The 24,453-nt window shown below is 41.5% G+C and carries 16 protein-coding genes and 1 pseudogene; 6 read left to right on the top strand and 11 right to left on the bottom strand.

The annotated features are described in order from the left end of the window. Positions 1 to 64: 64 nt before the first annotated feature. A complete protein-coding gene (locus tag HWQ40_RS21355) occupies positions 65 to 1,480 on the top strand; it encodes a folate/biopterin family MFS transporter (protein WP_292781474.1) in 1,416 nt (471 codons plus the stop codon). 218 nt (positions 1,481 to 1,698) lie between these two features. Here the strand turns inward: HWQ40_RS21355 and HWQ40_RS21350 are convergent, their stop codons facing one another. The 6 genes and pseudogenes from HWQ40_RS21350 to HWQ40_RS21325 all read right to left on the bottom strand — a co-directional run bounded on the left by HWQ40_RS21350 (position 1,699) and on the right by HWQ40_RS21325 (position 9,207). Beyond that, entirely contained in the window at positions 1,699 to 2,856 is a 1,158-nt protein-coding gene (locus HWQ40_RS21350) for a universal stress protein (RefSeq protein WP_292781471.1), read from the bottom strand. A gap of 68 nt (positions 2,857 to 2,924) precedes the next feature. After that, entirely contained in the window at positions 2,925 to 3,527 is a 603-nt protein-coding gene (gene kdpC / locus HWQ40_RS21345) for a K(+)-transporting ATPase subunit C (RefSeq protein WP_292781468.1), read from the bottom strand. 328 nt (positions 3,528 to 3,855) lie between these two features. Next, the gene (kdpB, locus tag HWQ40_RS21340; protein WP_292781465.1) at positions 3,856 to 5,961 is read right to left on the bottom strand and encodes a potassium-transporting ATPase subunit KdpB; all 2,106 of its coding nucleotides are present in this window, start codon (positions 5,959 to 5,961) and stop codon (positions 3,856 to 3,858) included. A 335-nt stretch (positions 5,962 to 6,296) separates the two neighbouring features. Next, positions 6,297 to 7,982 (bottom strand): potassium-transporting ATPase subunit KdpA, encoded by a 1,686-nt coding sequence (gene kdpA / locus HWQ40_RS21335; protein ID WP_292781463.1) that lies wholly within the window; start codon positions 7,980 to 7,982, stop codon positions 6,297 to 6,299. Between the two features lie 207 nt (positions 7,983 to 8,189). Then, positions 8,190 to 8,381: pseudogene (locus tag HWQ40_RS21330) on the bottom strand (tyrosine-type recombinase/integrase); the annotation flags it as partial. 277 nt (positions 8,382 to 8,658) lie between these two features. Further along, the gene (locus HWQ40_RS21325; RefSeq protein ID WP_292781460.1) at positions 8,659 to 9,207 is read right to left on the bottom strand and encodes a calcium-binding protein; all 549 of its coding nucleotides are present in this window, start codon (positions 9,205 to 9,207) and stop codon (positions 8,659 to 8,661) included. Positions 9,208 to 9,308: 101 nt separating this feature from the next. On the opposite strand from HWQ40_RS21325, the gene HWQ40_RS21320 reads away from it, so the two are divergent. From HWQ40_RS21320 to HWQ40_RS21310, 3 genes are all read left to right on the top strand, one after another. Further along, on the top strand, positions 9,309 to 9,536 hold the full coding sequence (locus HWQ40_RS21320; RefSeq protein ID WP_292781457.1) for a hypothetical protein: 228 nt from the start codon (positions 9,309 to 9,311) through the stop codon (positions 9,534 to 9,536). A gap of 114 nt (positions 9,537 to 9,650) precedes the next feature. Then, positions 9,651 to 10,748 (top strand): HAMP domain-containing sensor histidine kinase, encoded by a 1,098-nt coding sequence (locus tag HWQ40_RS21315; protein WP_292781657.1) that lies wholly within the window; start codon positions 9,651 to 9,653, stop codon positions 10,746 to 10,748. A gap of 90 nt (positions 10,749 to 10,838) precedes the next feature. After that, positions 10,839 to 11,513 carry a response regulator transcription factor gene (locus tag HWQ40_RS21310; RefSeq protein ID WP_292781454.1) on the top strand — a complete coding sequence of 225 codons (675 nt, stop codon included), beginning with the start codon at positions 10,839 to 10,841 and terminating at the stop codon, positions 11,511 to 11,513. A 22-nt stretch (positions 11,514 to 11,535) separates the two neighbouring features. Here the strand turns inward: HWQ40_RS21310 and HWQ40_RS21305 are convergent, their stop codons facing one another. From HWQ40_RS21305 to lepB, 5 genes are all read right to left on the bottom strand, one after another. After that, the gene (locus HWQ40_RS21305) at positions 11,536 to 12,888 is read right to left on the bottom strand and encodes a response regulator (RefSeq protein WP_292781451.1); all 1,353 of its coding nucleotides are present in this window, start codon (positions 12,886 to 12,888) and stop codon (positions 11,536 to 11,538) included. A 272-nt stretch (positions 12,889 to 13,160) separates the two neighbouring features. Beyond that, positions 13,161 to 14,996 carry an EAL domain-containing protein gene (locus HWQ40_RS21300; RefSeq protein ID WP_292781448.1) on the bottom strand — a complete coding sequence of 612 codons (1,836 nt, stop codon included), beginning with the start codon at positions 14,994 to 14,996 and terminating at the stop codon, positions 13,161 to 13,163. Continuing rightward, the gene (locus tag HWQ40_RS21295) at positions 14,993 to 18,577 is read right to left on the bottom strand and encodes an ATP-binding protein (RefSeq protein WP_292781445.1); all 3,585 of its coding nucleotides are present in this window, start codon (positions 18,575 to 18,577) and stop codon (positions 14,993 to 14,995) included. Before HWQ40_RS21295 ends, HWQ40_RS21300 begins: the two co-directional genes overlap by 4 nt. Positions 18,578 to 19,101: 524 nt before the next feature. After that, entirely contained in the window at positions 19,102 to 19,896 is a 795-nt protein-coding gene (locus tag HWQ40_RS21290) for an MOSC N-terminal beta barrel domain-containing protein (RefSeq protein WP_292781442.1), read from the bottom strand. A gap of 267 nt (positions 19,897 to 20,163) precedes the next feature. Next, the gene (gene lepB / locus HWQ40_RS21285) at positions 20,164 to 20,805 is read right to left on the bottom strand and encodes a signal peptidase I (RefSeq protein WP_292781439.1); all 642 of its coding nucleotides are present in this window, start codon (positions 20,803 to 20,805) and stop codon (positions 20,164 to 20,166) included. Between the two features lie 396 nt (positions 20,806 to 21,201). On the opposite strand from lepB, the gene HWQ40_RS21280 reads away from it, so the two are divergent. Together HWQ40_RS21280 and HWQ40_RS21275 are read left to right on the top strand one after the other, a co-directional pair. Then, a complete protein-coding gene (locus HWQ40_RS21280) occupies positions 21,202 to 22,521 on the top strand; it encodes a dihydroorotase (RefSeq protein WP_292781437.1) in 1,320 nt (439 codons plus the stop codon). 365 nt (positions 22,522 to 22,886) lie between these two features. Beyond that, positions 22,887 to 24,062, top strand: a complete 1,176-nt coding sequence (locus tag HWQ40_RS21275; protein WP_292781434.1) for a patatin-like phospholipase family protein — start codon at positions 22,887 to 22,889, stop codon at positions 24,060 to 24,062. The last annotated feature ends 391 nt before the right edge of the window (positions 24,063 to 24,453 follow it).

The following is a 24,453-nucleotide window of genomic DNA, read 5'->3' as shown; positions in this document are numbered from 1 at the left end:
AAAACTCATCTCCTAAGAATCGATATGATAGAAAAGTAAACAAAATTTAAAAAATATTTATCGAATGGTAGATCAATCATCTGGCTTGTCCAAGGTCAAAGACTCAATAACACAAAAACTCTTTTTGGGTAATGAACCGAATGCGGAGTTAATTGCAATTCTCACCGTTTACTTTGTCCAAGGAATTTTAGGGCTATCGCGTCTAGCCGTTAGCTTTTTTCTCAAAGATGAACTACTACTGAGTCCAGTTCAGGTATCGGCGCTATTGGGAATTGTCTTCCTACCTTGGATGATCAAGCCGGTGTTTGGTTTTATCTCTGATGGCTTGCCTATATTTGGCTATCGTCGCCGTCCTTACTTGATTTTATCCGGGATACTGGGAACTGCTTCTTGGATGAGTCTGGCTACAATAGTTCATACTAGCTGGGCAGCTACATTAGCGATCGCTCTTGGTTCTCTCTCCGTCGCCATGAGTGATGTCATAGTTGACTCGCTGGTTGTAGAACGAGCCAGAGGCGAATCGCAAGCAAAAGCCGGTTCACTACAATCTCTGTGCTGGGGTGCTTCTGCGATCGGAGGTTTAATAACAGCCTACTTTAGCGGTCTGCTGCTCCAATATTTTACTACCCGTACCGTCTTTGGGATTACCGCTTTATTTCCTCTGATCGTTTCAGGGGTGGCTTGGTTAATTGCTGAGTCCCCCGTTAGCAAAGATGCTGAAGATAGTAATCAGACCAACTCTTTACCAATCAAACATCAACTGGGGCAGCTACGCCAAGCCATTAGCCAAAAAACAATTTGGCTACCAACGGCATTTATCTTTATCTGGCAAGCTACTCCAAATGCTGACTCAGCCTTTTTCTACTTCTCTACCAACGAACTCCACTTTGAACCAGAATTTTTGGGGCGGGTGCATTTGGTAACAAGTTTCGCTTCTTTAGCAGGTGTTTGGATTTTTCAACGTTTCCTCAAAAACATCCCTTTTCGCGTGATTTTTGCTTGGAGTACTGTCCTTTCGTCAATTTTGGGGATGACGATGCTGTTGTTGGTGACTCACACAAACAGGCTATTGGGTATAGATGACCACTGGTTTAGTTTGGGTGATAGCCTGATTCTGACTGTGATGGGGAAAATTGCCTTTATGCAAGTGATGGTGCTAGCAGCAAGGCTTTGTCCTTCTGGTGTGGAAGCGACATTATTTGCCTTGTTAATGTCAATTTATAATTCAGCCGGAACGGTTTCCCATGCATTCGGGGCATTAATCACGTATTGGCTGGGGATCACCGCAACAAACTTTGAGTCACTTTGGCTCTTAGTGGTAATTACTAACCTCAGCACGCTGTTACCCCTACCATTTATCAAATGGCTACCTGCTGCTGATGAGCAAACTGAAACACCCAAAAATGAGGAACAACTATTTTCGCCTAATTTGATGCCTGAGTTGGTACTGAGAGAACCAAGGTCAGAAATAGTGGAATAGTGTAATACAGCTGTTTTCAAGTAGATGAGGTACAAAGTGCAGGACTCATGCATCAGACACAAAGAGTTTCATATCATGTCCCGTTAAAGACTTATCATTAAGACCGCTCCAGGGGCAGAGGGGCAGAGGGGATGGGTTTTTGGGCTTTCTGCATAGAGAAAGGGAATTATAACTAATTAGCAGGACATGATATCACTTCTTTCCTCCTGCCCCATGCCCTATTTGGATGAAACCATTTTTTCGCTGGCAATAATATGCAAATCGATGTTTTTGAGCAAGCGCACCAATTTTTGCGTCAAAGATCCTTTGAGGAGCATTTGCCAGCGCGATCGCTGACTCTCTCCAATTACAATTTGGGTGATACGATGTTTCTCAGCGACTTGGGCGATCGCATTAGCTATATTACTGTTGGTAACACGAAGAAAAGTACCTTCAAATTCTTTACAAAGTTTCTCACAAGTGTGAATATGCAAGCTTTCCTCTTTGGTGAGGAAGCGTTCTGGATCGGCAACGAACAAGGTATAAAGCGGCGCGTTCATGTAGTTAGCTAGTCTCGCACCCCGGCGTAACAGCTGCACTGAGTTGGGATAAGTAGATACACACACCAAAACCCGCTCGTGAATATTACAAAATTGTCCGTTGGGAGTAGAGGCGATCGCATTTCCTTCCACGTTGTCTGCCACTTCTCGCAAAGCCAACTCTCGCAAAGCAATCAGGTTACGGCGTTGGAAAAAATTATCGAGGGATTGTTGGATTTTTTGCTGTGCGTAAATCTTGCCTTCTAATAACCGTTCTTGCAGCGTTTCCGGTGTGACATCTACTACCACTATTTCATCTGCTTCATCCATAATTCTGTCAGGAACCCGCTCCCGGACTACCACACCTGTAATTCTGGCTACTAGATCGTTGAGACTTTCCAAATGTTGCACATTCATTGTGGAGTAGACATCAATCCCGGCTGCCAAAACTACTTCTACATCTTCGTAGCGCTTTTCGCGTAGAGAACCAGGGACATTGGTATGGGCAAGTTCATCGATTAAAACTAATTGGGGCGATCGCTTTAAAATAGCATCTGTATCCATATCCGTCAGTGTCAATTCACCGCGAGGATATTGCTTACGGGGTACAATTTCCAGTCCCTCTGCCTTCTCAGCCGTCTCCTTGCGTCCGTGGGTTTCCAAAAGCCCAACGACAACATCAATTCCTTCCTGTTTGAATGCGTGTCCCTCTTCCAGCATTCGGTAGGTTTTGCCTACTCCAGGAGCCATACCAATAAAGATTTTATGCTTACCCCGCCGTCGTGCCGGATAAAGCGAGTAACTTGCAGAATTTAAAGGCGCATTCCCAGCCGAACCAATATTAGTATTATCTGACATTTATAGCACTCCTATTGCATGGGAAAACCATCATTGCCAATGCCCCATGCCCCATGCCCCATGCCCATTTACTGATTTTGCTGACGATTAATATCTTGCAAATCAAGAGCATAATTCAATCGGAGAACATTGACTCCCGGTTCGCCAAAAATCCATAAAAATCTGCCATCAGTATACTTGTTAATTAAACGTAGGATCTCCTCTTCTTTTACTCCCCGCGCACCAGCAACCCGCGTCAATTGCTGCCGTGCTGCTTTAAAGGAAATATGCGGATCTAAACCAGAGCCAGAGGTATAAATTATATCAGCTATCGGTTGAAGATTTTCCTCTCGCAATTTATCTGCCTCTTCTAAAATCCGCTTCTGTAGTTCTGGATTGCTTGCAGCGAGATTACTAGCTCCAGATATGCCAGTTGGCTTGGCTTTTTTCCCTTGGCTATATCTAACAGTACTAGGACGAGAATGGAAATATCGCTCAGATGTAAACACCTGACCGATTAAAGCAGAACCAATTTGTTCATTATTTAGATTCCGCATGATGCTGCCATTAGCTTGATAGGGCAAAAAAACTTGGCCCACTACAAGAATTACCAGCGGATAGATGATTGCAGTCAACAACCAAAGCATTAGAGTTATAAAAATTGCTCTGATGGTTTCTCGAATAATAGCCATAAAAAGTTTTCCAATTGCGCCTAGAATTTAATTTTTAATTTTTAATTTTTTTGCCCACCTAGCAGGACGTTACAAGATGCTGTTAGCAACAGCATAAACAACTGGGACAGTTACCACATTCAAGCACAGCAGGATAAAAATAGCGAGTGGTGGATGTTGTTTATGCCATTGCGACTAAACAAAGGATATCGCCAAAGCAGTGCTGAATGAAAACGATGTTTATTCATATTCTTCTTGTCCCCCTTGTTAACAGGTAAAAGTAAAAATGTTTATTATTTTACTTTGGTCAAGATGCGCTCGTTTCCCAGCGTCTCTACTTTTGCTATCCTTAAGCCAAGCCCACAAGTGTAATCAGTACATCGATCAATTTAATTGCAATAAACGGCGCAATCACCCCACCTAAGCCGTAAATTAAGATATTGCGTTGGAGTAACTGATTAGCTGTCAGCGGTCTAAACCGCACTCCCTTTAATGCTAAGGGAATCAAAGCGGGAATAATCAAAGCATTATAAATCAGCGCTGAGAGTACAGCAGATTTAGGGCTAGTCAAATTCATAATATTCATGCTTTGCAAGTTAGCAGCGACAAATATCACTGGGATAATTGCAAAGTATTTAGCAATATCATTAGCGATGGAAAATGTCGTCAATGCCCCGCGAGTAATCAACAATTGTTTACCAATACCAATGATATCGAGCAGCTTTGTGGGATCAGAGTCCAAATCGACCATGTTGGCGGCTTCTTTTGCAGCTTGCGTTCCTGTATTCATCGCCACACCGACGTTAGCTTGGGCTAATGCTGGAGCATCGTTAGTTCCATCTCCCGTCATGGCGACCAGTTTACCTGCTGCTTGTTCCTGTTTAATGATACTGATTTTGTCTTCTGGTGTAGCTTCGGCAATGAAGTCATCAACTCCAGCTTCTTTGGCAATGACAGAAGCAGTAATTCGGTTGTCTCCAGTTAGCATGATGGTACGCACTCCCATCCTTCGCAGTTGCTCAAAGCGATCGCGGATACCAGGTTTAACTATATCTTTGAGATAAATAATCCCATAGATTTCGTTATCTAAGCTAACTGCTAGGGGTGTACCTCCCAAACGAGAAACTCGTTCGTAGGCAGCATCCAATTCTGGTACATCGTGTCCGTTGCGGGAACGGACAAATCCTTTAATAGCTTCTACTGCTCCCTTTCTGGCCTCATACCCACCAGGTAAGTTCGTGCCACTCATCCGGGTTTTGGCGGAAAAACTGACTCCTTCTGCCTGACTGGAGTCAAAATCAAACCGCGCGCCCAATTTTTCTGCCAATCGGACAATGGATTTACCTTCTGGTGTATTGTCAAAGACACTAGCTGCCCAGGCAATATTAGCAATTTCTGACATTGAATGACCGTTGAGGGGAATAAACTCTTCCGCCAGACGGTTGCCGAGGGTAATTGTACCTGTTTTATCGAGAAGTAAAGTGTTGATATCACCACAGGCTTCGACTGCTCGTCCTGATGTGGCAATGACGTTAAATTGGGCAACTCGATCCATACCAGCAATACCGATAGTACTTAGTAAGCCGCCAATGGTGGTAGGAATTAACGCCACTAATAAGGCAATCAAAATTGGGACGCTGACTGGACTGTTGACATAGTAAGCAAGTGCAGGCAAGGTTACTACAACTAACAAAAACACTAAGCTGAGAACTGCTAACAATACCGTGAGGGCAATTTCATTGGGTGTTTTGCTGCGTTCTGCCCCTTCTACCAAGGTAATCATTCGGTCAATAAAGCCTTTGCCTGGGTCAGTAGTGATACGGATAATTAGTTCATCTGAGATAATCCGCGTCCCACCAGTGACGGAACTGGCAACATCGGAGCCTGATTCTTTTAATACTGGTGCAGATTCTCCAGTAATTGCTGATTCATCCACTGAGGCCACACCCATGATGACTTCACCATCGGCGGGGATGATATCGCCAGCAACGACGTAGATGGTATCGCCCTGTTTGAGGCTGGTGGATGAAACTTCACTAATTGTGCCATCGGCAGCAAGTTTTTTAGCGATCGCCTCTAACTTTGTTAACCGCAAGGCATCGGCTTGGGCTTTACCCCGCCCTTCTGCCACTGCTTCAGCAAAATTGGCAAACCAAACTGTAAAGAATAAAATCCCCGACAACAAGGCGTTGAAAACTTGTGGGTTCTTTTGAAGGGCTGGGCCAAATAGGTTGGGATCGATCGTTAGCAATAGGATGATGATTGTCCCTACCCAAACTACAAAGATTACTGGATTTTTGATTGCATACTTAGGGTTGAGCTTGACAAAAGCATCTCTAATTGCTCTTAAGTACAGCCACTTATTATTTGCCCTGGTTTTTTTACGTTTTTGGCGGCGATCGCCAGAACGAGAACTTGGGCGTCTAGCTTTGAAGTTAGTTGCCACTTGATTCATAAATAAAGTTAGCAGTGAGAAGTTAGGAGTTAGGAGTTATAGGAACTTCTAATAAAAAAATATCCAACCTGTAGGATGCGTTAGTAACGCATCCTACGAAACCGGATAATTTATAAAATAACGGCAGGAGCCAGGAAGAAAGAAGTACGAATGAAAACTTTAATTCTAAGTAATTACCCAGTTAAAAATAAGATACTGGTACGAGACGCTTAGTGCAAGATATAAACCTTTCTTGCTTGAATCTCATACTTTTAAGTCTGGGTTACTCCTTCCTCCTGCCTCCTGAATTACTTTTTGATATTTTCTTAATTTCAAACTTATAACTCATAACTTTTCTAACTGCCAGATGCTAGTTTCAAACCCTCTGCTATGGGGCCTAAAGCCAGAACGGGAAAGAAAGTTAATACTCCCAAAACCAGCGTCACTCCAGCCGTGATCCCAGTAAATACCAGAGAATCGGTTCTTAAAGTAGCAGGGGTTTCTTGTACTGGTTGTTTGCGAGACATCCCGTCAGCTAGCAGCAGGATGGCAATCATGGGAATGTAGCGTCCTCCGATTAGGCTAACTAAAGTACTCAAGTTCCACCACAAAGTGTTATCTCTCAAGCCCTCTAAGCCCGAACCATTATTTGCTGCTGCTGAGGCATATTCATAAACTACTTGAGAAATACCGTGATAGCCAGAGTTGCTAATTCCAGATAGGGAGATGGGATAAGCCAAAGCGATCGCACTGGGAATCAAAACTAGAATTGGGTGAATCAACAGCACTACACTAGCGAGAACAATTTCCCGCTTTTCAATTTTGCGTCCTAAAAACTCTGGGGTACGTCCTGCCATGAGTCCAGTTAGGAAGACTGTGAGAATTAAGTAAATAAATAAGTAAGCTGTTCCAGTTCCCTGACCACCCCAGATAACCTGGATAAATAAGTTGAAGAGAGTCGAAAATATTCCTTGCGGCATCAAAGAATCGTGCATCCCATTCACAGCACCAGACATAGTAGCAGTAGTCATCACTGCCCAAAATGCTGTCTGTGCCCAACCAAATCGAACTTCTTTCCCCTCTAAATTGGGTTGTTCTAATCCAAAGGCGGTATTAACCAGGGGATTACCTTGCAGTTCTCCCACGGCTGTAACTCCCACCAGAATGACAAAAATCACAAACACCATCCAAAAAAGTAGCCAAGCTTGTTTGATGTTATTGGCAAATATACCGTAGGTGTAAATCAAAGCTGCTGGGATAGAAATCATCGCGAGCATTTCTATCAAGTTAGAAGCGCCATTAGGATTTTCAAAGGGGTGAGCTGAGTTGACGCCAAAAAAGCCGCCGCCGTTCTCGCCCAAAAGTTTGATCATTTCAAAGGATGCTACCGGGCCTCTGGCCAGATATTGCGTCCCACCTTCTAAGGTTTGCACATCCATAGTCTGAGCTAAGGTTTGTGGTACACCTGCTACTAGCAAAGCGATCGCTCCAATAATCGAAATCGGCAGCAATATTCGCGTAATTCCACGGACGAGATCGACGTAAAAGTTTCCCAGTCTTCTACCCGTCAACCCACGAATAAAGGCAATTCCCACGGCTAAACCGGTGGCTGCGGAGGTAAACATCAAAAAGCCTAAAGCCGCTACCTGGCTAAAATAGCTTAAGGTTGTCTCACCTGCGTAGTGTTGTTGGTCAGTATTCGTTACAAATGAAATCGTTGTATGCAACAATACATCCCAGTTTGGCGCACCGAAGCCGTTTGGATTCCAGGGTAAGAGTCTCTGAAAATAGATCAGAAAATACACTGAAATACCCATAATCAAGTTACAACAGAGTATGGCTCGAATATACTGCCAACCCGTCATGTCATCTTTTCTCCGAACACCCGCAAGTACGAACATACTTCGCTCTATGGGGTTCATTACAAAATCAAGCAGTGTTCTTTCTCCCAAAAAGACACGCGCTATGTATTTTCCGAATAAGGGAGTGATTGCTATGACAATACACAGCGTTAAGCCAATTTGCAAAAAACCTTGTCCCATATATTTTGCGCTAAATTAAATTTAAGTCCTAGCAAGCTAATTTTTAGAAATAACAGATTTTGAGGAATTTACTATTTTCAGTTATCACTATTTTCCAGATACTTGTTCAAGTTTTTGTTAAGAATATTTAATTTTTACTTTTAATTCATCTGTTTAAACTAATTAGGATTATTTGTTTATACAATACATTTTCCAAGTTTGCAGAACTTACGCACTCAGATCCTCCATTGCATTGCTCCCTGACAACATCGACAACGCCGCTACCGCCCCCAATACCTGATGGTCACGCACTTCTAAGTATCTCTCTAACTGCTCTAAATTCCGATGCCCTGAGATTTCCTGAATTACCCGCAGTGAGATACCAGCGTTACTCATCTGGGTTAAGGCAGTACGCCGAAAGCCTGTGATCTACGGACTAGAACGATTTGACCCCGATTAGTCAGAATTGCTTGAGTGAGATTAGCGATCGCTCCTATATATCTCGAATCACTGCATTAGGGGCGATCGTGGCATTTTAGGAAAATTGTACGTTAACGCAAAGGCAATGGTCGCAAAATTGATTTAGAAATTGATTTGATTTCGCTTCTAGCAGGTGGGTTAGAAATTAATTAAAAATTCTCTTTCGTGTTGACAAGTATACAGTTGATTATATCTGTGCAAGAATGGCGATCGCCGATCAAAATGACTTCCATTGAGCAATCGAATACGAGGTGCTGAACAGGTCATCAGTGGCGTTGAAGTCATAAAGACTATCAATGCCTTCCTTGTAACTATTGAAAGTAAAGGTATCATTACCACCCCCTCCATAAAGGCTGTCATTACGATCCCCTCCATAGAGGCTGTCATTGCCATCGCTCCCAGAGAGTAGGTTATTGCCTGTTGAACCACTAGCAGTCAAGGTATCGTTACCTGTACCACCGTTGAGGGTATTATTGCCACCAGATGTCTTGTCGCTGTATGAGTCGGCATAATAACTATAGGAGAAATAGCCAGAAACGGAGAGATAATCATCGCCATCGCCCCCAGAAAGTAGGTTATTGCCTGTTGAACCATTAGCATCCAAGGTATCGTTACCTGTACCACCATTGAGGGTATTATTACCCTTTGATTTCTTGTCATCTCTAAAAGAGGTGCCCATGCCCTCCACGTAGCCAGAAGCAGAGAGATAATCATTGCCATTGCCCCCAGAGAGCAGATTATTACCTGATGAAGAGTCAACATTCAAGTTATCGTTACCAGCACCACCATTGAGGGTATTTTTGCCAGATGAGCTAAAGGAGCGAAGAAAATCATTGCCATTGCCCCCAGAGAGCAGATTATTACCTGATGATTAATCCCTATTTATTGAGCGGTAGGCGCGATCGCGCTGACAGCAGTATGCCCCAAAGATATTTCATGACTAGCCCTTTCAAGGTGGTGAAATTTGGAACGAAGGTTGGTTATTTCAACTTTCAAAAAGCCCAAAATCTGAGCGGAGGATTCAAGATAGTTGCGCTGAAACAACGTATATTCATTCGTCACCTTGAAAGGGCTAGTACAGGACGGTGCAAGTAAACCACCCATTCCCAATCAATAAAACGCTTATACTGTATTAATTTTGAATTTTGAATTCCGCTTTGCGGTACTAATCCTATAGTTATACAGATTTTTAGTAAATCATAAATGACGATGTTAAGTCGATTATTGACTATGAAAGAAGCAATAAATGAACGTGGAACGACTTATGGGCTGATAGCGATCGCCTTTGCAATCGTGATAATACTAGAATATTTGACACCCCCTGAGTACGTTTTTGGCTACCTCTACACAGGGACGATTTTATTAGCAGATTCTCGATTGAATCGGGGAGCAGTTTTGGGGATCACTCTTGCAGCAACAGGATTAACATTATTGAATTTGTTTGTTCCCGGAGGAGAAATGATTAATTCTCCAACGTTGGCAAATAGATTGATTGCAGTATTGGCGTTGCTGGTGACAGGTTGGTTAAGCGATCGCAACCACCGCAACGAAGAAGCGATCGCTTTTACGCAAGCACAATTACGCTCCCAAGAACAACTAGCTACCATGCGTGAAGATTTTGTTTCTACCCTAACGCATGATTTGAAAACACCCCTATTAGGAGCAATTGAAACGCTGAAATATTTTCAAAATGAGCAATTTGGTGAAATCACGCCCATGCAAGCAAAAGTCCTACAAACAATGGCTCGTAGTCATCAGAGTACATTGCAATTAGTCCAAACACTTTTAGATGTGTACCGCAATGATGCCGAAGGGCTGAAACTACAGATATCACCAGTTAACTTGGTGACAGTAGCGGAGGAGATCGTCGCTACACTGACTGAACTAGCGAAAACACGTCAGGTTTATATTTCTCTGCATTATGGCGAATCAGATTTTCGGAGCTTTCTCTGGGTAAACGGAGATTCTTTACAACTTGGGCGAGTTTTCAGCAATCTCCTGAGTAATGGCATTAACCATACGCCTCGTGGCGGTAAAGTGGAAGTAGTATTTGAAGGTTATTCTAGCGATCAAGTGGTAAAAATACTCGATACTGGTTCCGGCATTACCGAAAAAGAGTTACCTCACTTATTTGAGAGATTTTATCAAGGAAATAGCGATCGCCACGTCTCTGGATCTGGGCTAGGACTTTATTTAACCAGGCAAATTATTACTGCTCATGGGGGTACAATTTGGGCAGAGAATCGCTCACCACGCGGTGCACTGTTTGGTTTCCGACTCCCAGCTTGCCCACCACCGGGGAGATGAGGAGTGGGGGAGTAGGGGAGCAGGGGAGCAGGGGAGCAGGGGAGAATAATAATTTCTGACCAATGACAAATGACAAATGACAAATGACAAATGACAAAAATCTTACTAGTTGAAGATGATGAATTATTTCGGCTTGGTCTGCGGATGCGGTTGCAACAAGAAACCAGTTTGGAGATTGTCGCAGAAGCAGAAGATGGGGAACAAGCTGTAGAATTAGCAAATCACTATCCTCTGGATTTGGTGTTGCTGGATATAGGTTTACCGGGAATTGGTGGGATTGAGGCTTGTCGCCAAATCAAGCAGAAGCACCCAAATTTACCAATTCTTGTTTTAACGTCTCGTTCTGAAAAACCCCTGATTTCGCGGTTAATTGCCGCCGGGGCGCAAGGTTACTGCCTTAAAGGTATTCCGGCTGAGTCTTTGATATTGGCAGTGCGATCGGTTGCTGCGGGCGCTTCTTGGTGGGATCAAACGGCAACAACTGAAATTAGAGCCGCTTTTGAGGGAAATTCTATGGCGGTGCAGTCCGCAAAATCTGAAGAATCTTTAGAAAATCCTTTAACGAAGCGAGAGCAAGAAATTTTGGCATTGGTAGCAGCTGGCAAAAGCAATCAAGAAATTGCTGAAATTCTCTACATTGCCCCTGGTACAGTGCGGGTTCATGTCCATGCTATTTTACAGAAACTAGAAGTACGCGATCGCACTCAAGCCGCAGTCTTAGCTATCCAAAAAGGATTGGTAGCACCAGAATTGTTGATTAATTAGATTTATCGGGTCAGAAATTCTTTCAAGATTTTGAAAATTGCAATGAGATATCAGGTTGCTGCTCTATGGGAATTTCGATCACAAACTCTGCTCCTTTGCCCACAGATGAGTTACAACTAATATTTCCTCGGTGTTTTTGGACGATAATCTGATAGCTAATAGATAATCCTAGCCCACTACCTTTGCCCACAGGTTTTGTGGTAAAAAATGGGTCAAATAAACGCGATCGCAACGACTCTTCAATACCAAGACCATTATCAGCGATCGCAATTTTGACTATGTTCAAGTCTGTCACTTCTGTATGAATCCGAATTTGGGGAGTAGGTATTAGAGAGTAAGGAGTAGAAGATTGATTGCTCCCTCCCCACTCCCGACTCCCTACTCCCTCTTCTATTGCATCAATAGCATTATTCAACAAATGCATAAATACTTGATTTAGTTCACTTGCATAACAAGTGACTAGGGGCAAGTTACCATAATCTTTCACTACAACAATTGCCGGACGATCGGCTGCTTCCCTGAGCCGATGTTGTAACATCACTAAAGTATTTTCGATGTCTTCATGGATATTTACCCGTTTCATCTCTGCTTCATCATGCCGAGAAAAATGTTGTAGCGCCAGTACAATTTCCCGAATGCGATCGGAGCCTCTATACATTGCACCTATCAGATTTTGTAGATCCTTAATGATAAAATTCAGGTCTAAATCTTTGGCTATTTGCTGAATTTTTGGTGTGGGTTTGGGATATTCCTGTTGATATACCTCAATTATATTTACTAGGTCTTCCACATATTGACCAGCATATTGGAGATTTCCATAAATAAAACTGATCGGGTTATTAATCTCATGAGCCAGACCAGCCACTAACTGTCCCAGTGCCACCATCTTTTCGTTTTGAATTTGTTGAACTTGAGAGGCTTTCAAATTGTCAAGAGCCTCTTGGAGTAAAAAGTTTTTTTCTTGCAGTTTAACTTGGAGCAAGCGTAAATTAATCTGATTTTCAATTCGCAACACCACTTCTGCACCATGAAAAGGTTTTGCAATATAATCTACACCACCAACATCAAATGCTTTTACCTTATCGACAACATCATCCAGAGCGCTAATAAAAATTACTGGGACTTCAGAAGTTTTATCGTCAGCTTTTAGTTGTTGACAAACTTGATAGCCATCCATACCTGGCATATTAATATCCAGCAAAATCACATCCGGCAAAACCATTTGACATGCAGTCAGTGCCATTTTACCGTTTAAGGCTTTGCGAACTTCAAAACCTTGTGCAGTCAACATCGCCGATAAAAGCCGTAAATTATCTGGGGTATCATCGACCACCAAAATATTTCTTTTCTGATGGTTAGTTTGATTAAAATGCATTATTGATCAAAAGTTATGCGTATAATTATTGAGGATAGTAAATCCTTTTTTGAAATCACCCTAAAATTTGTTGACCGATTTCACCGAAATACTTATATTTATAGTTTAACTCTCACGTGGCTGGAGAGTTTTGCAGATTATCGAAGCTATTGGCCAGTTATTACCTTTGGCAACCTGATGAACTGCTGTAAGGATTATAGTAGATAGCACTCACAAATTATCTAGCCGAGGATCAATCAACAATGAAATTTTTCCCAGGTACTACTTGATAGCTACCATTGAGGTGCTGAGGTGAGCAACTCAAGAGCCAGTTGTTGTTTTATGGGTTTAGAAAATAAATATCCTTGAGCAAAATTACAGTTTAAACTTCTCAATTGGGCTAACTGTTCTTGTGTTTCGACACCTTCAGCGATCGCACTCATCCCCATTGAGTTGGCAATGCCAATCATTGCTGGTACTAACCCCATATTCTCTTTGTTCTCCTGCATCCGTTTGACGAAGGATTTATCAATTTTGAGTGCATTTAAAGGAAAGCTATGCAGGTAACTTAAAGAGGAATATCCTGTACCAAAGTCATCCATAATCAACTTGATTTTTCGTTGCTTTAGTTGTTGAAGAATTATTTTGATCGCATCGGTATTTTCCATAATTACACTTTCGGTAATTTCTAATTCTAAATATGCCGGATTTATTTTATTTTCATAAATTATTCGGTCAATTTGTTCTACCAAATTCGGCTGTAAAAATAATCTTGCACTCAAATTGACACTCATAGTTAGAGGTTCTGGTGTCACTGGATAATGTTGCCAGATGCTTAATTGATGACAAGCTGACTGTAATACCCAAGTATTGATGGCATTAATTAAACCCGTTTCTTCGGCCACAGGAATAAATTCTATGGGAGAAACCAAACCACGAATCGGATGTTGCCAGCGCACCAAGGCTTCAAATCCAGAAATTCTGCCTGTAACCAGGGAAATAATTGGCTGATAGTAAACGAGGAATTCTCGCCTTTCAACAGCCCTCCGCAGGTCATTTTCTAACTCTAAAAGCTGAATAGCTTCCTGATGCATCGCTGGATTAAAAACGTGATATTTGGCTCTTCCTTGAGCCTTAGCCCGATACATTGCTGTATCAGCATCTCGCAGCAAATACTCTGGGCGATCGTAATCTTTATTGCCCCAACTAATACCAATACTGGCATTCATAAATACTTCATATCTTGACAGTTGAAAAGCAAGTGATAACTGTTGCAAAATCCTTTCTGCAACTTGGATTGCTATATTGATATCTGTGATATTTTCTAAGAGAATTCCAAATTCGTCCCCGCCCAATCGTGCTAAAGTATCAACAGGTATCAGACATGCTTGTAAGCGGTGAGCAATGGCTATCAGCAATTCATCTCCTACCGGATGGCCAAGAGAATCATTGACAACTTTAAAGCGATCGCAGTCCAGAAAAAGCACCGCAAACTGATAATTAGATTCTTGCTTCGCGCGATTGAGAGCATTTTCTAATCGCCTAATAAACAAAACTCGGTTTGATAATCCAGTCAGGGAATCATGCAGTGCTATATCTAGCAGTTGACTTTGCAATTTCTGGCGGGAATCGATTTCTTGCTGAAGTTTTTGTAGAGCTTTTTCTAGCTCCCCAGTCCGCTGTTTTACCCGATGTTCCAGTTCAACATTTAGTTTCAATATTTCTAATCGCGCCGATCTCAATGCCAGTTGATTTTGCACGCGCACTAAAACTTCTTGAAACTCAAAAGGTTTGGTAATGTAGTCTACACCACCCACTTTAAAGGCTTTAACTTTGTCAAAAACGTCATCTAAAGCACTAATGAAAATTACTGGAATATCGGCTGTTAGTTCCCAAGCTTTAAAGGTCTGGCAAATTTCATAGCCATCTACTTCTGGCATCATGATATCGAGTAGAATTAAATCAGGTAATAATGTTTGAGTTGCTGTCAATGCCATTTGCCAGTTCAAAGCTTTACGAACGTTATACCCTTCCCTTGTCAATATGGAGGATAAAACCCGGAGGTTATCCGCCATATCATCAATGATCAAAATATCTTTTTTATTAGGGTCTAAATGCTCGTAATTCATTCTAAGTTTGTTGTAGTCAATTCCATGATTTTCTCAAACTGGTAGTTATTTGCTAAATCCCTGAGAACTTGGAAAACTTGAGCATTATCTGATGGGATTTGCTTGAGTAACTCTAAAATCAGTTCATCGCTACAGCTGGCTGCGGCATAGTGAATCTGTTGGAGCCACTCAGGTGACATTTGTGATAAATGGCCCAGGAGTTCGGCAACACTGACAAAAATCTGTGTAGCTTGATCGACAACTACTGTGTTTGTGGTTTCTACTTGATTGGTATATTTTAAACCCAGATGTTTGCTCAGTTTTTCCAATAATACTTCCTGTTTGAATGGCTTGCGAATAAAATCATCACAGCCAATGGACAAAATTTTCTGGCGTTCTTCTTCAAAGGCGCTAGCAGTTAGGGCAATAATTATTGTATTTGTATTGGAGCTATCCGGCATTGTTCTAGAGAAGTTGTAAGGGGGAGCCAAGGTTGTTGGCAGCCGCGATCGCAAAGTGGACGCACCAGAAGCATCATTTTCTATAACACCAGTTGTTTCTGCTGTGGAAGACTCTTTGCGTACAACTTTCAGAACCTCACCCTCACCTGAATCGGTTAACTCTTCTGCAAGGTACTGGCTCCCCGATGACACCAGTTGTTTCAATTTTGGGAACCTCCGCGACGTATTGGCTCTCCCATGCCCGATTTCTCTAGCTTTAATAATTCTTGTGGCTTCGTAACCGTCCATGACTGGCATTCGCATATCCATAAAAATCAGGTGTGGTTGCCAAGATTCCCAATTAGCGATCGCTTCACTACCATCTTTAGCTTCGTTAACTTCAAAACCTAGAGATGTGAGAATTTTAACTAGCAACATCCGGCTTTCTTTGGAGTCGTCAACTACTAGGATGCGGTATACTTTTTCACTAGGTGCTAAAGCTCTAATTTGTGATTTAATTTGGTTTATCGGGATTTCTCTGGGGCAAGTTAGAGCAATCTGAACATCAAAGGCAAATGTACTACCGACACCTGGCATCGTGCTGACAGTAATATCTCCTCCCATCAGTTGCACGTATTTACGGCTAATTGCTAAACCAAGTCCCGTCCCTTGTTGGAATTTTCTGCCAATTTCGGTTTGTTCAAAAGCCTCAAACAGCAAGTCAAGTTCTTGTGGGGCAATACCACAGCCAGTATCTTGTACCTCGAAAAAAAGAAGAGAGGGATAATTCACATCTTGCACCCCCTGCTCCCCTGCTCCCCTACTCACCCGTAGCGTCACCTTCCCTCGATCGGTAAATTTGATAGCATTTCCTAAGAGGTTGAGCAATACTTGACACAGTTTATTTTCGTCCGTTTCTATGTATTTAGGAATATCTGGCGCACATTCAAACAGTAATTCTAAATTTTTAGATGCAGCACGCAAGTGCAACATCTCTTCTAAGTTCTTCAACAAATGAATTAAGTCAAAGCTGCTGTAATTTAATGTGATTTTGCCAGCTTCGATTTTAGACATTTCGAGAATGTCGTTAATTAATTTGAGTAGATGTTCGCCAGCACGATTAATTATTGCCAAGTTTTCTTGATGTTCGCTAGATAGCGAATAATCTCGACTCATAACTTGGGTAAAACCAAGAATCGCATTGAGTGGGGTACGCAGTTCGTGGCTCATGTTAGCAAGAAATTCGCTTTTGGCGAGGTTGGCGGCAGCACTTCGCGCGGCTTCTCGAACGGCTGCTTGTTGTTCCTGTGCAGCGATTTTTTGCGATTGAATCAGTTCTTCTTGGGTGGTTTGCAGTTGCTCGATAACTTGCTGGAACTCTTCAGTACGTTTTTTTACTTGAGCCTCTAAGGTGCGATTGTAGTCTGCTAATAACTTTTCTGTTTGTTTGCGTTGGGTAATATCAAAAAATGTGGCGATCGCAAAAGCCACATTCCCTGATTCATCATAAATTGGCTTTCCTAAAACCTCAATGCGAGTAATCTTCCCACAACAGCGAATTTCCATATCATCAACCCTGATGCTTTCCCCAAGCAATGCTCTCAAAATCGGCAAGCGATCACTGGGGTAAAGTTGATCTGTCCCGGCAAGGTAAGCTTGATATACCTCTGATAATTCTTCGGTGCTAACTTCTGGGATCGCTCCTTGACCGAGAATTTGCTGCCCAATCTGATTTGTATAATAAGGTTCACCCTCAGCATCGATAATAAATACACCGACTGGCATGGCTTCTAAAAATTGAGTTAGCTGACTCTGATTATGAGATAGCACCTCATTTAAAACTTGCATCTGGGCATTCTTTGCTTCTAAAGCACTAAAGGATGCTTGGAGTTGCTTTGCCATAGTTTCAAATGATTTGGCTAGTTCTCCCAGTTCATCGGAACGCTGAATGTCTGGTGTTTCCTCCCATTCACCTTCAGCAATTTTCTTCGCCGATCTGTTTAATTGTAAAATCGGCTTAATTACCCAACGAGCAGTCAAAATCCCAATTCTTGTAGCCACTAAAAAAGCAGCTATGCACAGCAAAATAGTGATGCGGGTGTTGGCATTAATTTGCTCCATAAATTCGCCTTCGGGAATCACCGCCACGATTAGCCAATCTAAACCCAGTTCGTCCTTCCAGCTTTTTACCTGTACAAAATAACGCATTCCATCGGCGGTAAAACTTAGCTGTTGCTTATTTTCAACAAACTTAAGACTGCCAAAGCGTTCGATCAAAGACTGTGTTGTGAGTTTAATTAAAGAATTTTGACTATCTAATGCTGATAGACGTTTTCCTTTACCATTAATGATCGTATATGGTGGCTCGCTAGTAGAAGAAGCCACTATATACCCAGAACGCTCTAAAATAAAAGTTTTACCCGACTCTTTGATTTTTAACTTAGCTAAAAACTTGCCGATTTGTGATAAGAGCAAATCAACACTAATCACCCCAACGAATTTGCGATTTTTATCGTAAACAGGATAGCTGGAAGATATGGATAAAATTTCTGGTTTATCTTCCCATTGATAAATTTGACTCCAAACTCGTTTGCCTATCTTGACTGGATCTGCATACCAAGCTTCTACACGAGGATCGTAATTTTTGACTTCCTGTAAATGGTGGCGATTTCCTTGGTTGTCTGTAGGATAAACATAAAGTTTGCCTATACCATACTTGTCGCTAACTTCATTAATTAAGAGCTGGCCATTATCTAGACGCTCAACACCGATAAATTCACCTTTGGGATTGGCAAAGCTGTTATAGCCAACATTGAAAACCTGCATTTGTTTCCAAAAGTAATTGCCGGTGGTTTGAAAATCCGAAAGGTTGAGCAAACCTAGCTCAATCGCATCTATGTTGATTTGATTAATTTGCTTCGGTGTTGTTAAATAGCTATCGAGATGCTGTTCAATGCGATCGCAGATTTCATTTTCTAATTGAGTAGCAAGCTCCCTTACCGCTTTTTGGCCGTTTTGATACGAAAGATAGCCCACAAGTCCCACCGCACCACAAATTTGCAAGATAAAGGGCACAATCAGAACATATCTCAGGGGCATCTTGGCATAAACTTTGCCAACTAAGCGATTAAATGATTTGACGGGCTGAAGTTTCGATAACATTGTAGTTTTATTCTTCCCCAGCATCTACTAGGTGCATTTTGCCGTGCTAGCTACATTGTATATAAGTATAATTACGGCATACACTCCTCTTGATGAAAATTTTATATTTTTAGTATAAAATAGTACGAAATATTTATAATTCTTTGACTGCCTGACTTCCTCCAACGCCTAATTTTCAAACTTTGCACAGGAGTAGTCCACTATAGAAATCGCCTACGTGGGTAAGCCATCGCACCTGAATTTGCTCAGTCTTATCTGGCAATATTTCCACAAATTTTCTCAGATGAACTGAAATTTAACCAATAAGCTCCAGTATGCCATTCTAAAATTCAGGTTGCCATTAGCACCCAATCCTAAATTTAATTTTTAATTGCTAATGTCTTGATTTTCTGGTCTGGAAACCCCTGGACTTGTACAAAAACTTATATTTAACTACAACAATTTTAAAATTGTCATGCAAATACACAGCATAAACAAAAAAAATCCAAAAAAATTTACTTTGTATTTTTTATTTTGACGAAATGTTAACTTTGTTGTATAAGTATGTCAACTTCATCGCCGATTTGTAAAATTTTTCCGGCTGATGATGGGGGTAGTTGAGTATTGATACTCAATCTATAAAAATGATTAAAAGGCGATAAAGTAACCCAATTTGGCAGAGTTGCTTGTCGCTGGGTTGTAAAGATTTTTTGAAAGTTTGGGTAAGCTTCCCCTAAGTAAGAATTGCGTGTTGGGACTATACAACGCTGACATGGGTTAACCCCAAAAAATTGTACATCTCCCACTCGAAAAGCGACTAAATCACCTTGTTCGCTAAATAGCCGATCTTCCCAAAATGCTGGTACACCACCAATCTCGATGTTGGCACGCATCCGACGGCGTATTTCATCTACACTTAAATCAGGAAACCAAGAAGCTACCTCTGCCAATGTGGCCGTACTAATTACTGTTGGGCCAAGTGAGTGTGTATCGTCAGGAAAACCCATCAAAGAGTTTTGTCCCAATGTGACAGCAAACTCAAAATAATCACTCAAAGTTGCTTCTAATGCTTGCCGTTCCTCATCCAGATGAAAAATTTGTTGTAAGTTGTCATCAGGGATTTGCAACGAGATAGTTCTATTTAAGAGTGCAAATTGTGCCCTTAGTAAATGGATTTTAGCATGACGCTTGCCATTGACAAATCTACCTTGTTCGTCAAAAATGGCAAACTCGCGGTCATACTGTAGTGCGCCACTGGCAAGAACTCTAGCGTTCTCAACTTCAACACCATCCAGTGATTTAACTGGATACAGTAAAATCTTAGCTAGGTAGGGCGTCACGTCGCTTCGCTCCGAATTCAAAATTCAAAATTCAAAATTCAAACATTTTAGATACCCATAAATAAATTTAGGGGCTTGTATCATGAGTCGTTTTCGGTCATAACAATATTTGGATTTGAGATTTGGCGAAAAGTCGCAGCATCTCGCAAAGAGCGAACTGAACTTTTCAAGACGGATTTTGGATTTTAGATTGGTGATTTAGTAGTCCCCAATCTAAAATCTAAAATTCTTTTGTTAATGAGCTATTTGAGCAATATTGTTTGTTAATTATGGATATACTGGCGATTTATCGATTCCGCCAACATGATTTAAAGGCCAGAAGCGAACTACAGCACGTCCAATAATATTCTGGCGGGGGACAACACCCCAGCAGCGGCTGTCATAACTACTGTTACGATTATCACCCAGTACTAAATATGAATCGGCTGGTATAGTCTGGGGTTTGGCCAAAAAAGGTGGCTGTGGCCCTGATTGGCAAACATCAATAACTGTGGTCTGTCCAGAACTGAGATAATTGGCTTCTGGTAGAGGTTTGTCGTTGATATAGACTTTGCCATCCTTAAGTTGTATTTTTTCTCCAGGTAAGGCAATTATACGTTTAATAAAAGCATCTTGATATTGTTCTTTTTGTAGCTCTTTAGTCGGTGAAAATACTACTATATCTCCCCGCTGCGGGTCAGCAAATTTATACTTCAACTTATCGACAATAATTTTGTCTGCCTCCCACTGGTTTGGCGTACCATGCAGAGTCGGTTCCATTGAACCAGAAGGAATCCAGCGTGCTTCAGCAACAAAGGTACGAATTCCCAAAGCTAGAACAATGCTCAATACAATTGTTCTACCTAGCTCTGCGATCCAAGAATTATCGGGTTGTTGACTAGAGTTGTTATCAGACACTTGATTATGCATGAAATTACTTAACTTAACGAAAGACGTAGGTAATTAACTCGCCTAGTGAGACTTTATCTGTTAATCTTAACGGGAAAATTTTAATTTCCTAGTTATGTTTGCATCTTGACTACCAATTTTAGATTGTGGATTGTGAAGGAGACAGGGGGCAGGGGGCAGGAGGTTTGAATTTAGATAAGGCTTCTAGATGAGACGCTCTCGCGTTCAACCCTATCTAATTTCCAGTCCACCAAATGGGAGATTTTGTGGGGACTTAAACCCTTGCTGCCTCTGTTGTTAAAAATAAACTTTTTTTTAAGGCGCGGCAAAAATTGGTTACTCCGATCGCGAATAAGTTTAACCTAAAAGCATGGTTCTCTGTAATACATAGCTCCCTGTCTAAACTTGGTTATCCCTATGTCATCTGCAAAAATGTTACTGATTCGCCGCGCTCGCATAATCTTACCCGATGGTGAACTGATGGTTGGGGATGTGTTGACGCGCGATCGCCAAATAGTCGAAGTTGCGCCAGAAATCTCCCAAACAGCACTAGCCACTGAAGTTGACGCAGAAGGCTTAACTTTGTTGCCAGGAGTTATCGATCCGCAGGTGCATTTCCGGGAACCTGGACTAGAACACAAGGAAGATTTATTCACTGCCAGTTGTGCCTGTGCTAAAGGGGGAGTCACTTCTTTTTTAGAAATGCCCAATACACGCCCCCTAACTACGACACAACAGGCTTTAGACGACAAGCTAGAACGGGCCTCACACAAATCTTTAGTTAATTATGGCTTTTTTATTGGGGCAACAGCAGAGAATTTACCAGATTTGCTTTTAGCAAAGCCAACGCCGGGAATTAAAATTTTCATGGGGTCGATGCATGGTCAGTTGTTGGTTGATGGCGAAACAGCATTGGAGGCGATATTTGCTAAAGGCGATCGCTTAATTGCCGTTCATGCCGAAGACCAAGCTAGAATCAACCAACGCCGTCAAGAATTTGCCAATATTCACGATCCAGCCGTTCACTCGCAAATTCAAGATAATCAAGCGGCGTTGCTGGCAACCCAACTAGCATTAAAACTTTCTCAAAAATATCAACGTCGGTTGCATATTCTCCATTTGTCAACAGCGCTGGAAGCAGATTTGCTGCGTCAGGAGAAACCGAGTTGGGTGACAGCGGAGGTTACGCCACAACATTTGTTGTTAAATACTAGTGCTTATGAGCAGATTGGTACCTTAGCACAGATGAATCCACCTTTGCGATCGCCCCACGATAACGAAGTTCTCTGGCAAGCTTTGCGCGATGGCGTGATTGATTTCATCGCTACAGATCACGCGCCGCACACCTTAGAAGAAAAAGCTCAAGAATACCCCAATAGTCCTTCGGGAATGCCTGGGGTGGAAACTTCCCTCGCTTTGATGTTAACTGCGGCAATGCAAGGAAAGTGTACTGTGGCTCAAGTTGTAAACTGGATGTCTAAAGCTGTAGCTGTGGCTTATGGTATTCCCAATAAGGGAGCGATCGCACCTGGTTATGATGCCGATTTGGTGCTTGTAGATTTAAACACATACCGCCCAGTCCAGCGCGAGGAACTTTTAACCAAATGCCATTGGAGTCCCTTTGAAGGCTGGAACCTCACTGGCTGGGCTAAAACCACTATTGTCGGCGGTGAAATAGTTTATGACAAAGGCCAGGTAAATACGCAAGTGCGGGGTCAAGCTTTAACTTTCTTATAGCAAATATTTATTTAACTTTACTAAAACCCTGAATTTACAGCAACTACATGAGATATATTCCTCCCCAACTTTCACGCCAGATCGCACGGGTGGGGTATTTCTGTACATCACAACGTAGAAATTTGCTGTATTTCTAAGTGTTTCAAGTTAAATCTTCAATAACTACTCAATTCCCGCTATCAGATTATCTGAAGAAGCAAGCTATACGTAATGTCTCGTAGAGAAGGCGCTTCGTTCAAAAAAAACTTAGGTATTCTTGCAGTCGGATAAATCGGATAAGTCGGATAAGAGTAAACAAGTTAATGGAACGGTATTGTGATTCATCTCATGATGCTTGTCCACAGAAATAATCAAAGAGAATTGCTATGTCCTTCAAAATTTTGGCTTTAGACGGTGGCGGTATTCGTGGAATTGTTGCAGCACGAATACTTCAACAAGTAGAACAAGAAATTAGAAATCAGGGAAAAGGAGAGTTTTTACACGAATATTTTGACATGGTTGCTGGTACTTCTACTGGTTCAATATTAGCAGGAGGAATTGCTATAGGAAAGGAGAGTGATGAACTCATTAAAATGTATAAAAATAGAGGTAAAGATATATTCCCTCTGGAGATAAAAGAGCGCTACAAAAACTTTCCGTCCATCATCAAATCAATTATTGATGTATTTTCCCCATCTAAATATTCTCATGATGGAATTACTAGCGTACTCAAAGATGCCTATAAATCTACAAGAATCAAGGATATCGAAAAACCCATTCTTTTGATTCTTGCTTACGATACGCTATATCGCAACACAACCTTTTTTACAAATTGTCATCCTGATTTAGGAGACAGATGGTACGATGACTGTTATTTATGGGAAATATGTACCGCTTCTGCCTCAGCGCCTACTTTTTTTCCACCATATAAATTAGAACCTGTAGATAAACAAAAATTTGGTGACTGGGAATTCCCACACATTGATGGAGGAGTTTCTGCTAATAACCCTGCTCTCGCAGCTTTGAGTCTAGTTATGAGGATCGTTCAGTCTTCAGTATCTCCAACAATCAAGCAAAAATATAAACTAGATAATCTGCGATTGGAAGATATTTCTATCCTTTCTATTGGCACAGGTCAAACTGGTGAACCATATCAATATAAGCAAATTAGCAAATGGAGAGGCTTAGACTGGATCAAAAATCTTACTAACATCTTTATGGAACCTACATCTGAGATTGATAGTACGATTTGCCGACAAATCATGGGTGGATATGAGTCTAAACGTTACTTACGTCTTCAGTTTGACTTAAATGAGACATTTAAACCCAAGCCAAAAGAGACTTATAAAGATCCTCGCATTGTATTACCTCCAGAAGAACGTAAAAATAAATTTACAGGGGAAAAAGTTACTGAAGAAATAGATGATACTAATTCCGAGATTCTTCAGCAGTTAATAGATACTACCTCTGCATTCATTGATCGAGGTCTTACGTACTACACTAGAGACGATTCCGGTTCTCCGATAAAAAAGGCGATCGCATCTTTTATTAGAGATAACTAGCCATCTGTGTCATTATTTACAAGTGTCTACTGTCTACAATTGGTTGGGGTTTGAATACCCATCCAATTGATTTTTACATGCCGTCCAAGACTTTTTCTGGCGCGTTCCATCAGCTTAGATAATCAAGGAGCGATGCCTACGGCGGTAAACTACGCACGTCAGCTCTAGCAATAACTGCCTTCTTTGATAAATTATAGAAATTGTATTTAATTTACTAATTAAAATTTGCTTTTCTGATAAAGTTTAGTAAAGTCAAACTTTACCTTTTCTTTGTACTACTACTATCACATCGTAATAATACCTAAGTTTTTTAATTAGTAATTAACGAGGAGAAGATATAAAAAATCTTTTAGCAACAAAATATAATGTGTAATACAATACATTTTTCTCA

The sequence above is a fragment of the Nostoc sp. NMS9 genome, from assembly GCF_017114995.1.
GTDB lineage: Bacteria > Cyanobacteriota > Cyanobacteriia > Cyanobacteriales > Nostocaceae > Nostoc.
Note: the sequence above shows the minus strand (reverse complement) of the source record. Positions and strands in the feature narration are given on the sequence as shown.